Raw genomic sequence first — 13664 nt, forward strand, 5'->3', positions numbered from 1 at the left:
AATATGAATTTTTTACTATATTTAATATCATCAGTTACATCAATTGTAGGTTCGGGGATGCAGTCAGTTGTTATTCCACTATATATTTTAAAAGTCACAGGGTCAGGCCTAGAGATGGGAAAAGCTGCCAGTGTATTTTTAGTTCTAAGTCTTATTACCGGTCCAATAATGGGAATAGTAGCAGATAAATTCAATAGAAAACACCTATTAATAATATGTGATTTTTTGTCTTTTATAACAATATCAATTCTACTTCTGAGTGGAAGAACTAGCACTTCTTCTATAATTCTTATGCAAGGAGTTCTGGTTGTTATTTCAAGATGTTTTTCATCTGCATCTTCGGCAATTTTTTCAGAATTAGATTCTATAAAAAAAGTTGAAAGAAATAACAATATCTATAGTGGAGTAATCACCTTTACACAAATATTTACTCCAATTTTAGGAGTTGCTTTGTATGGATTTATGAAAATAGAATTAATCTTTCTTTTAAACGCAATAACTTTTTTAATTTCAGGATTCTCTGAAGTTTTTATCAAATACACTCCTAGTGAAAAGAGGAAAGAGATAAAGATTCAAAGTATTAAGAGTGTCATAGCATCCTATGCTCCTGTTGTAAAATATTTAAAGGAAAAAGATGAAATCTTAGGGGTTTCAGGGTATATTATTGTTCTAAATTTCTTTTTTAACCCTGTGACAACGATTGTATTTTCATACTTTATCTTACAAGAATTAAACTTAAAACCTTCATATATAGGTTATTTAGAGAGTGTATTTGTTATTGGTCTTTTATTAGGTAATATTATCATTGGTAAATTTTTTAAAACAATTGAATTTAGAGAAAAAATAACTTATTTTTTGATAATTCAACTAATGATTTTAGCATTATTTATGAATATGGATCTATATATTCCTAATCCATACTTTATTTATATAAATGGATTTCTTATCTTGATGCTTGGTATTTTTAATAGTTTAGTCAATGTTCCATTTTTATCTTATCTACAAAAAACCGTAGACTGTGATATTAAAGGGAGGTTTTTCTCATTATTGGATACAATGGTTAGATCTGTAGTTCCTTTTGGTTTAATAATTTTTGGTCTTTTGATAGATTATAAATTCAATATAAGATCTGTTGTTACTATGGGATCAATCACATTAACAATAGCAACCTATTTGTTTTTTGGAAAAACTAAAGCAGGAAAAAAGTTTGTAAATAAATCAATTGCTAATTAATTGTAACGAATAGGAGGAGAGGAAGATTTTTAATAAAAAATTATTAAGAAATTCAAATTTTATGTTGTTAATTGTAGGTCGGTTTGTTTCGATTTTTGGGACATATATTCAAAACTTTTCATTATCACTATATGTACTTCACAAGACTGGAGATGCTGCGTTATTTGCGTCTACGATAGCAGTATCTTTTATACCTAGAATTATTTTAGGGCCATTTGCAGGAGTATTGGCAGATAAGTTTAATAAGAAAAAAATTATGGTTACCTTAGATTTTATAAGTGGAGGAGTAATAGCCATCTACTCTTTGATATTTTTTTTAAAAGGAGAGTTTTCAATCTTTGATATCTATGTTATCCAAATAACGCTTTCTCTTCTTAATGTAATATTTGCTCCTGCCTCAATGGGAGTATTACCTGTAATTATAGAAAAAAGCGAAAGAAAAGATGCCAATAGTTTAAACTCATTTTTATCTTCAGGTTTGGAGTTTATTACTCCGTTAATTGCAGGATTCACATACAGCTTTGGATTACTTCCTATAATGATATTTAATAGTTTAAGCTTTGTTATATCAGGAATAAGTGAGATATTCATAAAACTTCCTGTGAGTAAGAGAGAAAAAAGTAAACTGAATGTAAAAAGTTTCTTAGTAGACCTAAAGGAAGGTGTAGTTATTTTAGGTAAGGATAGATCTATATTAGGTCTTATATTTATAGGATGCGGCTTAAACCTATTGATAGGACCTCTTTTCTCCATTGCTTTCCCGTATATATTAAAAACACAACTATTAGTTGACGATAGAACTTTTGGAATTGTTCTATCCATAATGATCAGTGCTATGGTTATCTCTCCATTTATAGCCAGCAATATATTAAAGAAAGTTAGTATCAATACACTACTAAAAAAAATCTATCTATTAATAATAATTATGACAATCGCTTGTGGTGGAATCTTTTTAGGAACATCAAATTTCTTAGTTCTTATAATTTCACTGACTATATTTGGATTTTTAGTAGCAGGGTTAATAAATATTCTTGGAATATGTCTAGTAGGAAGTTTTCAAGATATAGTTCCGGAAGAGTATTACGGCCGAATAGGAGCTCTATTTAATAGTTCCATGGATATAGCCACACCCTTAGGTCAATTGCTGATAGGGTTTATATTAGCAGGGGGAAATTCTGCATCACTTTTTATTATTACCGGTATATTACTATCTACTTATCTTATAGTTTTTAGATGGTTAACAAAAGAAAATAAAAATAAAAATAAGTATAGAAGTGTATAATTTATACTAAAATTATTTTGTAGGTATAGGGAGGAATAAAAATGAGAAACTATTGGTTATATTTTTGGTGTAGGATCGCATCAATACTAGGAGGATCGCTCCAAAATGCTATTATTCCCATTGTTATACTAGAGGGGACTAGATCAGGTGGTACTTTAGGTTCTGTTTTAGGTGTACAAGAGATTTTACTACTATTAACTTCTTTTGTAGCAGGGTACATAGCGGATAAATTTAATAGAAAATATATAATGATCATTTGTGATCTAATAAACGCAGGGTTATTAGGTGGATACATATTTTTAGCAGAAGGAGACATAAACTATCTTTTTGCCCTTATTTTTATACAAAACTCAGTAAATAAGATGTTTTTTGCAGCTTCTGGGACTATTTTTAGTCAAATTGTCAAAAGTAAAGATCTATTAAAAAGAAAATCATTGATGAAAACTGTGATCAGGATTATAAATATATCTGCACCTCCCATAGGAATTTTTCTCTATACGAAATTAGGATTAAACTTTATTTTAACTATAAACCTATTATCATTTTTAATCTCCGGAATTTTTGAGTTTTTTATTAGATATAAGTCACATCTAACAAAAACAAAGAAAAAAGAAAGGGTAAATATTATCAAAGAGTATCAGGAACCATTGGTATATATCAAAAATGCTGATTCGAGTTTTAAAGGTCTTATGTTGTTTATTTTATCTGTAAATTTCTTCTTTAATCCTATAATATCGGTTGTTTTTCCATTTATTATCACCAGCTATCTAAATCTTCCTGTGATATTTCTAGGATATACAATGTCTAGTATCGCAATAGGATATATTGCAGGAGGAGGGATTTTAGCTAAATATCCTGAGAAATTTGAATTAGGAGGGAAGCTATGGAAAAAGATGGTTATAATTAATTTTATAGTTTTAGCAGGAATTCCTGTTTCACTATATGTTTTTAGTAATAATTTACTATTATGCCAGTTGAGTATAATCAGCTTATTTTTTATCTTTGGGGCTACAAATATTATTTATGTTGAAACTTTATTTGTATATTTTGAGATAGTGATCCCTCACAAGATAAAAGGCAGGGCTTTCTCATTGATAGAGATATTTGGATCTATACTGACTCCTATCGGATATTTTTTAGTAGCTGGAATTATAGATAAAGTTAATCCACTTTATTTATCTCTTACAGCCAGTGGCTTATGTGCTGTTTTTTACTTTATTGTAGTGGTGAGAAGGGTAGATTCAAAAGATATAAAAATGAATTTGGGAAAATTTATATAAAAGATTCTTCGAAAATTTTATTAAAATAAAATTAAAAAGGAGTATATTATGAAAAAAATATTTTTAATAGTTTTAATATTTGTAGCATTAGTATTTATAGGAAAAAAAAGGATAGAAACTACTTATTTTAATGAAACATTCCAAAAAACAACCTTAGAAAAATTTCAAACTGAAGTAGTTGAAAAAGATATAAAATTGATTACAATAGGTGAAAATCATCGTTATTTTTTATCGTATGATATTTCTTTGGATTTTTTAAAACTTCTTTACGAAACAAGAGGGATAAAACATTTTTTATTAGAATTCCCTCCTGCAAATGCAGAATATGCTAATAAATTTGTATTGACTGGCAATGAAGAATACTTATATAAAGCTATAAATTTTCCAGGTGTAATAAATAACAAATTTAAAATTCAACATGTTAAGTTTGAAAATTTTTTTAGAGATCTTTATGAATTTAATAGATCAAAGACTTTTGAAGATAAAGTTAAATTAGTAGGTGTTGATCTTGAGTTTAGACCTCATCCATTTTTAAACTTTTTATTAACTGAAGTAGTAAAAGATAGGAACTTAAAGGGGGAAATAAAAGATTTGTTAGTGAAATATCCAGATACCCACACTAAAGATTACACTAAAGATCATAAAACTTTTTTAAAGAAACTTCAGCGTAAATTGGACAAAGATTTAGACCCTATGACTCGTTATTTTATAAAATCTGCAATAGATACCTCAAACATACATCAAACTAAAGCCGTTGATTTTAACAAAAGAGAAGTTCATATTTCAAAAAATATTGAATATATTTCAAAACTCTACCCTAATGAAACATTCATATTAGTTATAGGTAAAGATCATATATTTAAAAGTAAAGTTAATAGTTATTCATCTTGTGTTTATTTATTAAAAACTCAGAGTGATTATTTTAAAGATAAAACTTTATCTCTTGATATTGAACGAAGATCAAATATAAAATCGAATAGTTTTTTAAGTAATAATTATATTGAAGACAAAATTTTCTATAAAACTATAAACTCAGATATGTTTAATAATATTGCAAATTTTATTTTTCCTAAAAAGAAAATATCCTCTAACAAAACTTTTGAATATGGCCAAAAATATAGTGATGTTTATGATTATTTAATTATTAAGTAAGTAGCTTTAAATTTCTTTTATTTGTTATAAAAATATCTAATTTTAAATGTGATTGATACGATGTCAAAGAAAAACCGAAGCTAAAACCATTTTGTCTTGGTTTAGTAGGTCACTCATGGTGGTATGAATATTATGCCAGGAATGAGGAAGATTTAAAATCGGTACAAGAGCAGGCTAAAAGATCAAGGAAGGGTTTGTGGAGGGAGGAAAATCCAGTGAATCCATATAAGTGGAGGAAGAAGAATTAAGAAAAGTAGAGGTAGAATTCTCTACTTTTTTTAGTACCAATGAATATACTATTGCTTAAATTTAAATAAGATTATTATTAATTTTGACTTTGGATATTAATGTTGTATTATAGATATTGTCAATATTTTGTAACTATAGAGGGGGAGAGAATATGAAACATTTTTTAACAGTTATTCTGTTATCACTTGGTCTAGTAGCATGTGGGACTAGTAGCAATGATAATAAGGATGCAGGAAACAAAGAAAGAGCAATTATAATTAAATCAAGTAACTTTAATGGTGATTTTTATGATGGTTGGACGAATACTGTAGATGATAACAATGTTAGGAAATTAGTATGGGGTGAAGGGTTACTTGCACAAACTCCAACTGGCGAAAGGATACCATCAAAAATTATCGAAAATCTAACTAAAAGTAAGTCAGATCCTAGTAAGACAAACGATGACGTATGGACATTTAAAATTAAAGATGGGGTAAAGTTCTCTAATGGTAAAGAACTTACTGCGGAAGATGTAAAATTCACTTATGATTTTTTTATGAATGATGTAGAATTACAAAAGACAGGGGCAACAAGTACATTAAACCAATTCATAGATAAAGTCGAATTGGATAAAGAGAACAATAGTGTATCTTTCTATTTTAAAGATATGATCTACATAATAGATGAATATATGATGCAATATATAATGAATAAAGATATCATTGAAGTAGGAGCTAAAAAAGATGGTATAACAGTTCAACAATGGGTAAAAGCAAATATAAGTACACCCACTGGAAATGGTCCATATAAAATAGTTGAATATGTTCCTTCACAATATGTTAAATTAAAAATAAATCCATATTATGAGGGGAATTATGAAGGTGATAAACCAAGTATCAAAACTTTGATATTACAAAATATACCTTCAGAAACCGCTATGAACCAGTTAGTAGCACATGAGATAGATATATCAAGTGGGGTAACTTCAGAAGAGGACATAGATGTAGTTACACATGATCCTAATCTTACAACTAATGAATACCTAAGACATGGTGGAGGACAACTTACTTTCCATACAGACTTTGGTGCAACCAAATTAGAAGAAGTTAGAAAAGCATTTGCCTATATGTTAGATAGAATTAAATTTAGAGAAATATTAATAGGTAAATATGCAATAGAAACTAATGCACCATTTTCAAGAAATATGTGGATGATGTATGATGATGATGAAAAAATAGGAACTCCTAGTAGATTTGAAAATACTTTGACATCTTATGACATTATAGATGAAAATGGAAATTGGGATGAAAAAGCTAATGTTAAAGAGGCTAGAAAATATCTTGATATTGCAGTGAAAAAGACTGAAGGTGAGTATAAAAATCTAACTAAAGTAAATGGTAATTATTTATGGAAAGGTAAACCATTGGAGTTGACTTTTGGTATGTCTGCTATGTGGGTAGATCCTGTAAATCTTACACTTACTAAAAAAATACAACAAGAAGTAGGAATGTTGATAAATATTGAAAGTATAGATTGGTCAATTTTATCTAAACATTTATATGGTTCTGCCCCATTAAGTGAAAGGAGATATAACATATTTGCTGGAAGTACTGCTTATTCTATCAAGACGGATTATAGTACAACTAAAGCTGATAGAATTTTACCATTCGGTCAAGGTGTTACATCAAATACAACAAGATACGCTATATCTGATGATATTTTATATAGAATGAGATATGCGGATCCATCATCTGAAGAAGGAAAGATCCAGTATAAAAAAGCATTTAGAGAATATATAAATGTTATAAACCAACATTTACCACAATTACCTCTATATACGAATATATACTTTGATGCATATAGTTCAGATATCATAGATTATGAGACTAATCCAATGTGGGGATTCCCTTATGCAATAATAAAAGCAAAAATTAAATAAATTAAAAGATGATTTCTGTATTGTGCAGGAGTCATCTTTTTTATTTAACTTATTTTATTTATTATCTTTCTAAATCATTGTTTATGTTTCTCTTTTTAGGAAAAATAATTTTTCCTTTATATTTTTGTTTTTCTTTCTCTAATTTGTTAAAATTACCGATCAACCTTTCTGCTATTTTTTCAGAATCACTTGCTGCTTTGTATATCTCATTATTATCTTCTTTCAAAACTTTTATCCAGGATTTTATATAAGCACTATGATTTTCGATATGATTATTCTTTAGTTCTAAGCCTAATTCATTTTGTGTGAATACAGATGACATCTCAGCTCTAAGCTCCTCTTTTGCGTATTCTGGGCTACCAAATTTATTTCCTAGCACTCTATCGAGTCTACTACTGTGACCAGTACTATGAGCCATTTCATGAAGCATTGTCCCTAAAAATTCTTCATGGGACTTAAAATTTTCCTTCAGAGGTAAAACTATATGATCACTAGCTGAGCTATAGTAAGCTCTATCTTGGTTCTTTTCTAAAATTTGACATTCTGATGATTTTTTTATCCTTTCAATGAATTCTATATTAGTTTTACTAAATTCTAATTTCTTAACTTTGTTAAGAGGAGGGATTCCTTCTATATCACTGGCATTGAATACTCTAAAATAATTGGCAATAGGGTTTTCTAATTTAATAAGAATTTCTTCTCCTGTTAACTTATTTTTTTCTTTTTTTGTAAATATCCATTTTTCTAATGCTATAGATTTTGCGCCTTTTTTTATTTTCCAACCTTTAGTTTGTGCTTGCTTAAAAGTAACCCATCTAGGATCTTCTAGTTCTTTCTGATCAGCTATTATCATTAATTTTATTTTATTTCCACGACTATATGGTAAATCAGTAGCTCCATTTTTAGGTGTACATTGACTCCTCCACCCTTTTATCCAATTTAAGCCATCTTTTTCAAGGTTTTTAATAACTATTTCTGTTAATTTCTTTCTTTCATCATTAATTATTTGGCGAGCTGTCCCCATTTTACACCTCCTTATTCTTATTAAAAAAATCTTCTAATTCTACTTCATCTCCTGGTGTCTCGCAATCATCTAAAGTTATTCCATCATTCTCTTCAACTACTCCTAATTCTTCTTCAAATAGCTTTTCCATTGACTTCTCTTTACTCATTTGATTAACCTCCTAGTTTTTATGTTTTTTAAATTCAACTATCCCTATCTCATAAAACCTCTGCAACTCATAGCTATTACAATTATGAAACTCTACAAAATAGCCACCTAATATTGCTTTATTCTCTTTTAGGAGCCCTGCTTTTTCTATTAGAGCTCCTTTTGATATTAGTTTATATGCCCTTTCTTTTTTTTCTTTGGTAGTAAGATGAAATAATGGAGCTTCTCTTATCTCCTCTTTTTTTAACAGTTTTTTCCCTATTGGCTCTAATATCTTTAACTGAGATCTCTTTTTAAATTCTAAAAAATATCCCAGTAAAATCTCTTTACCTTGAGTAAGAATACCGGCTTTTTCCATTAAAATACCGATCATTAAAAGCTTTCTTCCTCGATCTTTTCTTGATTTATATTTATTGTCTTGTAAAATTTTGTTTCTTTTCATAGATAATTTCTTTAATTTATATGATATTTGCTCTTCCTTTAAAGAAAGGTTAATGTGAGTTTTCATAGTTACTCCTATTTATTGCGGATATTTTTATAAAAAATATTCAATCTAGGGGATTTTGGGGTGTGGGGATATGGGGAATAATTCCCCAGAGTCTCCCATAGGTTATCTTTCTAATTCCACTATATCTTTATCTTTTTTATCTCTTAATGAGACTTTAATTCCGTAATTGCTATTTTTATTCTCTAATATTTTTTTGAGATCTAGGCCATTATTAGATCTTGAAGGTCCAGGAACATATTTTTTAGTTGTTTTTAAAGTCTTTGTAAACTCTATTTTTTTATTTGAGTAATTAATCTGCATATCGATGTTTCTTTTAGCATTTTTGAAGCCTTTTCGAACTTTTTTTCTTACTTTACCTAAGGTTTCATCGCTAAAATCTTTAGTTATATCCTGCTGTTTAGTATTTAGTTTAGTTAATCTAATTTCTAGATCATTTAAACTCTTTTTTAAATTTTTCTTTTCTAAAACTTTAAACATCCCCAAAGATCTAATCTCTTTTTCTTTCCTAGTAATCTCTATTTTAAGCTTATTTTTATTAGCTTCTATCTTTAAATACTCTCCTTTAGTTAAAATGTTTAAAGCTAATTTATCTATATTTTTATCACTAGCTTTTAAGTTTAAATTTTCTTTAATAGCTTTCAATTTTTTAATATTGTCATATTCCTGATCTATTACTTTAAAGGCAACTTTAGATTTAATATTATTTTCTGACTTATACCATGGGATTTTATCTTCATTTTCTTTAACTTGGAGCTCTTTTACATGAATTTTTTTACTTATTAAATCTATTTCAAAGTTAACTTTATTAAGCCTATTTAATTGCCAGTTCTTATTATCTAAATTATATGAATTCTCTTTTTCTTTCTTTATTGGATCTGCTGTTGCTTGTTTATTTGATTTTTCAAAACTGTTTGAAATAATAGAGTGTTCTAGATAGTTTTTCTCATCTTTTAATACGTTATATTGAGCTTTATAATCTATTAGATCAGTAACTATCCGTTCGTCTAGTAACTCTTGTAGTGGTGGTTTTAAGCTGCTTAAATATCCTTTTAATATGTCTTCTTCTTTATATAAATCTTTAATCTCTAAAGACTTGTTAGAGGTTAATCTATCAGATTCTTTATTAATTAATTGAGAGATGTTAGGATCTTTTAATTGACTATGAAACAGCTTCATTTCATCTCTTAATTTGTCTTGATCTTTCTTTTCTTTATCAGTTTTAAATAAATAATTTTGATACATATTTAAAGCACTAAATTTGTTTCCAGAGATATTGTCTACAGCTTCTGTATAGATCATATCTGTATCGTTTAATTGCTTATTTAAAGTCTCTTTATATAGATTTATTTCTTCCAATCTATTTTGCACTGTAAAATAATCACTAGTATCAATAGTGATTTTGTTGTTATATGTATTTAGATCCATCTCCTCTATTTTTTCTTTAGGATGTAGTTCTTTTAAATCGGATTTTGAGACATTATATTTTTCATCTAATATACTCAGACATTTCTCTAATTTTATTTCATAAGCATCTTTAATTTGTATATATTTTGCTTTATATTTATCACTAATTTTTAAATCATTTTTTAGATAATCTAAATTATTTATTGTTTGGGTTAATTCAGATTTCAATTCCAGATCTGTAGGTTTTTTTCTTATATCTTTTCTTAAGGTTCGTGCCCTGTTAACCATCTTATAGTAAGCTCCATTACTACAAAAATTAAGTGCAGTTTTATCTAATTTATCTTCTTGGAGCTTAGTTTTAGTTTTATTATATTCTTCAATTAACTCACTTTTTTCCATTTGATTTATATCACTTTTTTTCTTATAATTTTCAAGCTTTTTTAGCTTGATCAACTTATTTTCTTCATGAATTTTTAAAGATTTTTTCTCCCATTTGTTTAATGTGTCTTCTGCCTTTTGTAATATTTTTCCCGGGATATCAATAGGATCTCTTAATAACAAATTGGCTTTATCAATATCTCCTTCTGCAAGTGCTTGATTCATTTGTTTTTCTAAACTTAAATGACTAACTCTTTCATCTAAACCTGCTTTTTCCAAATAACTATTTGTTATGTCAGCAAAGAGTTTTCTGTCTTTAAGTAACTTCTCTTTTTTCTGCCAAGTTCTATCTTTTTTAGCACCTCCTTTTTCTGGACTTTTAGTGTTTGCACGTTTAAAAAAAATCTCTTTTTCTCTTTCTATACCATCAAATTTCCTTTCGCAAAACATCAAATGGACATGAACATTTCCCTCTCCTCGATTATTAGTTTTATTATGAATGGCGTAGGTATATGGATAATCTTTTCCTATTATTTTTTTTACAAATTCATCAACAATTTGCTTATTTTCTTCTAGAGCTAATTCATTAGGAAGTGAAATTTCATATTCTTTATATGGTCTTCTATTTACTTCATAAACATCCGCTGCATCCCAAAATTCTTTAGGATCTTTTTCTCCAAAACTAGGCATGTTTCCAGACTCTTTATATACTAATTCCTCCTTCTTTGTTCCCTTGGAATATTTCCCTTCTCTCAAAATATATTCGGCATGAGGTAATCCATGGCCAACTGATCCATTTTTAGCTTTTAATCTATAGATTGCCATGTGATTACCTCCTTAAATCTTTAAAAATTTATAAAAAAAAGTCTGTTAAAGAAAGCAATAATAATTGCTTTTTCTAACAGACTTTGAGCTCTTGCTCACTAACCTATTTTAAATTTTAGAAAATAAAATTTTGAGTTAATTTTTAACTCACAACTTTATTTTTTTATAACTTTTACACTATAAGTATATCTTTATTTTTGGCAAATGTCAAAAATAAAAATCCAGGCGAATGCCTTCTTCTGCAACGCAGAAGTTTCCATATTGACAGGGGTCAAGGGAGCTCCCTTGCACGGCATAACTTTAGTTATGCGTATGCGTGCACTCCTTAAAATCAGACTTTAGAAAAGTTTGATTTGCCCTTTGGAGTGATTTGAAAAAGATAGTCAGAATTGACTACCTTTTTGCCTTTGACTTTTGTTTTCTGTTGAGGCTTGCTTTATAAAAAATTATAAAAAAAGACAGTATATAACTGTCTTTTAAATTATTATTTTAATTCTAATTCTAATTTTTTAAATGTTGCCAATTTTGGTATTAAGAAATCAGAAGAACCCCAATGTATTGAGCAATTTAATTCTAAATCATTTTCTAATTTAATTTAATTTTTTAATTATATCATAAATCCTAAAAAATAATAATTCCAAGAGTGAGTTTTAATTTTATTTTGATCTGCTATAATTAGTTTTAATTTTCTAATGATTACGATTTTAATATTAGCGGAATCATAAAGAAAAAAAGAAATTATCTGAAAAAGATAATGATTTTAAATGAGTTACAAAATATACAAATTTTTAACTCAAATTATTTTACGGAGGAATATTATTAAGATGAAAAGAAAAATGGTAGCAGAATTTATTGGAACGTTTTGGTTAGTGTTAGGGGGATGCGGAAGTGCAGTTTTAGCTGCAAATATCCCTGGAGTAGGAATCGGATTTGCAGGAGTAGCATTAGCATTTGGTTTAACAGTGGTTACTATGGCATTTGCACTAGGACATATTTCAGGATGTCATCTCAATCCAGCAGTATCTATTGGTTTATGTGTAGGAGGGAGATTTGAAAAAAAAGAACTTATGCCTTATATTATATCTCAAGTTTTAGGTGGGATTGCAGGGGCTGGAATACTATATATTATTGCTAACGGTTTTACTGGATTTGATGCAACTCTGAGTGGATTCGCTTCAAATGGATTTGGAACTCATTCTCCTCTTGGATTTAATATGATGGCAGGTTTTGTAACAGAGGTTGTTATGACAATGATGTTTTTAATTATTATAATGGGATCTACAGACGAAAGAGCACCAAAAGGATTTGCACCTATTGCAATTGGATTAGGGTTGACTCTTATTCATTTAATTAGTATCCCTGTAACTAATACTTCTGTAAATCCTGCTAGGAGTACAGCAGTAGCTATTTATCAAGGTGGCTGGGCATTAAAACAATTATGGCTATTTTGGTTAGCACCAGTTATAGGAGCAATATTAGGAGCTTATATATATAGATATATAGGCGCTAAAAAAGATTAATAAAGGTGAATTTCTAGAATTATTTTATCAAAATATAAAGGTATGAAGATTGATGATTTGAGAAGAAGAAACCTAATCATTAAAAGATCTTAAAAATATCTATTTTTAGAGAGTGGCCTATAAAATATAGGCCACTCTTTTATTAATTTTAGGTTGGTTAATAATATCAAATTATAGTTTAAAAAATCTTAGGATTAGATCTGTTATTAAAAATAAATTAATAATCTGAGTTATAAAAAGGGGAATGAAATGAATAAAATACTATTAGGCATATTAATAACTGGAATTTTTTCAGCTTGCTCAAATTCAGAATTGAAAGCAACAGTTTTTACTCAAGGAGAAGAGTATAAATTATTAGAAAATGAAACAGAAGAATTAAAGATACAAATAGAAGAATTAAAAATAAGAACTGAAAAATTGATGAAATTCACAGATGAATAAAAATAGGAGGGATTAGATATGAAAAAAGGATTATTAGTAATTTTAATAGCCATATTAGGTGTAACAGCTACAGCAAATGATACTATACAAAATGTAATAAAGGTAAAACGAAAAGTAAGAAAAGTCAAAAATTATAAAGTGTTGGACACCAAAAAAACAAAAAAATTGAAACGAAAAGTGAAAAAAACAAAAAATAAAGTGGATGATTTAAAAGATCTTGATTTATCATTATCAGACAAAAATTTAAATACAGTCGATAACTTACTAGATGCTATGGAGAAGAAAAAAGATAAGGAAGATTAA

The 13664-nt window shown here is 28.0% G+C and carries 12 protein-coding genes; 8 read left to right on the forward strand and 4 right to left on the reverse strand.

The features are described from left to right. The first annotated feature begins 3 nt into the window (after positions 1 to 3). From K337_RS0113950 to K337_RS0113970, 5 genes are all read left to right on the forward strand, one after another. Positions 4 to 1233, forward strand: coding sequence for an MFS transporter (locus K337_RS0113950; RefSeq protein WP_028857148.1), 1230 nt, complete (start codon positions 4 to 6; stop codon positions 1231 to 1233). 25 nt (positions 1234 to 1258) lie between these two features. Beyond that, positions 1259 to 2515: an MFS transporter gene (locus K337_RS0113955; RefSeq protein WP_281168351.1), complete on the forward strand. Its 1257-nt coding sequence runs from the start codon at positions 1259 to 1261 to the stop codon at positions 2513 to 2515. 41 nt (positions 2516 to 2556) lie between these two features. Continuing rightward, entirely contained in the window at positions 2557 to 3795 is a 1239-nt protein-coding gene (locus K337_RS0113960; protein WP_028857150.1) for an MFS transporter, read from the forward strand. Positions 3796 to 3843: 48 nt separating this feature from the next. After that, positions 3844 to 4947, forward strand: a complete 1104-nt coding sequence (locus K337_RS0113965) for a TraB/GumN family protein (RefSeq protein WP_028857151.1) — start codon at positions 3844 to 3846, stop codon at positions 4945 to 4947. 400 nt (positions 4948 to 5347) lie between these two features. Next, complete coding sequence (locus K337_RS0113970) at positions 5348 to 7114, forward strand: ABC transporter substrate-binding protein (protein ID WP_028857152.1); 1767 nt, start codon at positions 5348 to 5350, stop codon at positions 7112 to 7114. 61 nt (positions 7115 to 7175) lie between these two features. Here the strand turns inward: K337_RS0113970 and K337_RS18605 are convergent, their stop codons facing one another. From K337_RS18605 to K337_RS0113990, 4 genes are all read right to left on the reverse strand, one after another. Next, positions 7176 to 8138: an ArdC family protein gene (locus tag K337_RS18605; RefSeq protein ID WP_051251800.1), complete on the reverse strand. Its 963-nt coding sequence runs from the start codon at positions 8136 to 8138 to the stop codon at positions 7176 to 7178. Between the two features lies 1 nt (position 8139). Then, positions 8140 to 8286 carry a hypothetical protein gene (locus tag K337_RS19950; RefSeq protein ID WP_156877386.1) on the reverse strand — a complete coding sequence of 49 codons (147 nt, stop codon included), beginning with the start codon at positions 8284 to 8286 and terminating at the stop codon, positions 8140 to 8142. Positions 8287 to 8298: 12 nt separating this feature from the next. Further along, complete coding sequence (gene traD / locus K337_RS0113985; RefSeq protein ID WP_028857153.1) at positions 8299 to 8793, reverse strand: conjugal transfer protein TraD; 495 nt, start codon at positions 8791 to 8793, stop codon at positions 8299 to 8301. A 102-nt stretch (positions 8794 to 8895) separates the two neighbouring features. Then, positions 8896 to 11400, reverse strand: coding sequence for a MobA/MobL family protein (locus tag K337_RS0113990; protein ID WP_028857154.1), 2505 nt, complete (start codon positions 11398 to 11400; stop codon positions 8896 to 8898). Positions 11401 to 12224: 824 nt separating this feature from the next. Between K337_RS0113990 and aqpZ the strand changes: the two genes are divergently transcribed. From aqpZ to K337_RS0114005, 3 genes are all read left to right on the forward strand, one after another. Continuing rightward, a complete protein-coding gene (gene aqpZ, locus K337_RS0113995) occupies positions 12225 to 12920 on the forward strand; it encodes an aquaporin Z (protein WP_028857155.1) in 696 nt (231 codons plus the stop codon). Between the two features lie 249 nt (positions 12921 to 13169). Then, entirely contained in the window at positions 13170 to 13361 is a 192-nt protein-coding gene (locus K337_RS0114000) for a hypothetical protein (RefSeq protein WP_028857156.1), read from the forward strand. A gap of 18 nt (positions 13362 to 13379) precedes the next feature. Beyond that, on the forward strand, positions 13380 to 13664 hold the full coding sequence (locus K337_RS0114005) for a hypothetical protein (RefSeq protein ID WP_028857157.1): 285 nt from the start codon (positions 13380 to 13382) through the stop codon (positions 13662 to 13664).

Origin of the sequence: Psychrilyobacter atlanticus DSM 19335, assembly GCF_000426625.1 — a bacterium.
Lineage (GTDB): Bacteria > Fusobacteriota > Fusobacteriia > Fusobacteriales > Fusobacteriaceae > Psychrilyobacter > Psychrilyobacter atlanticus.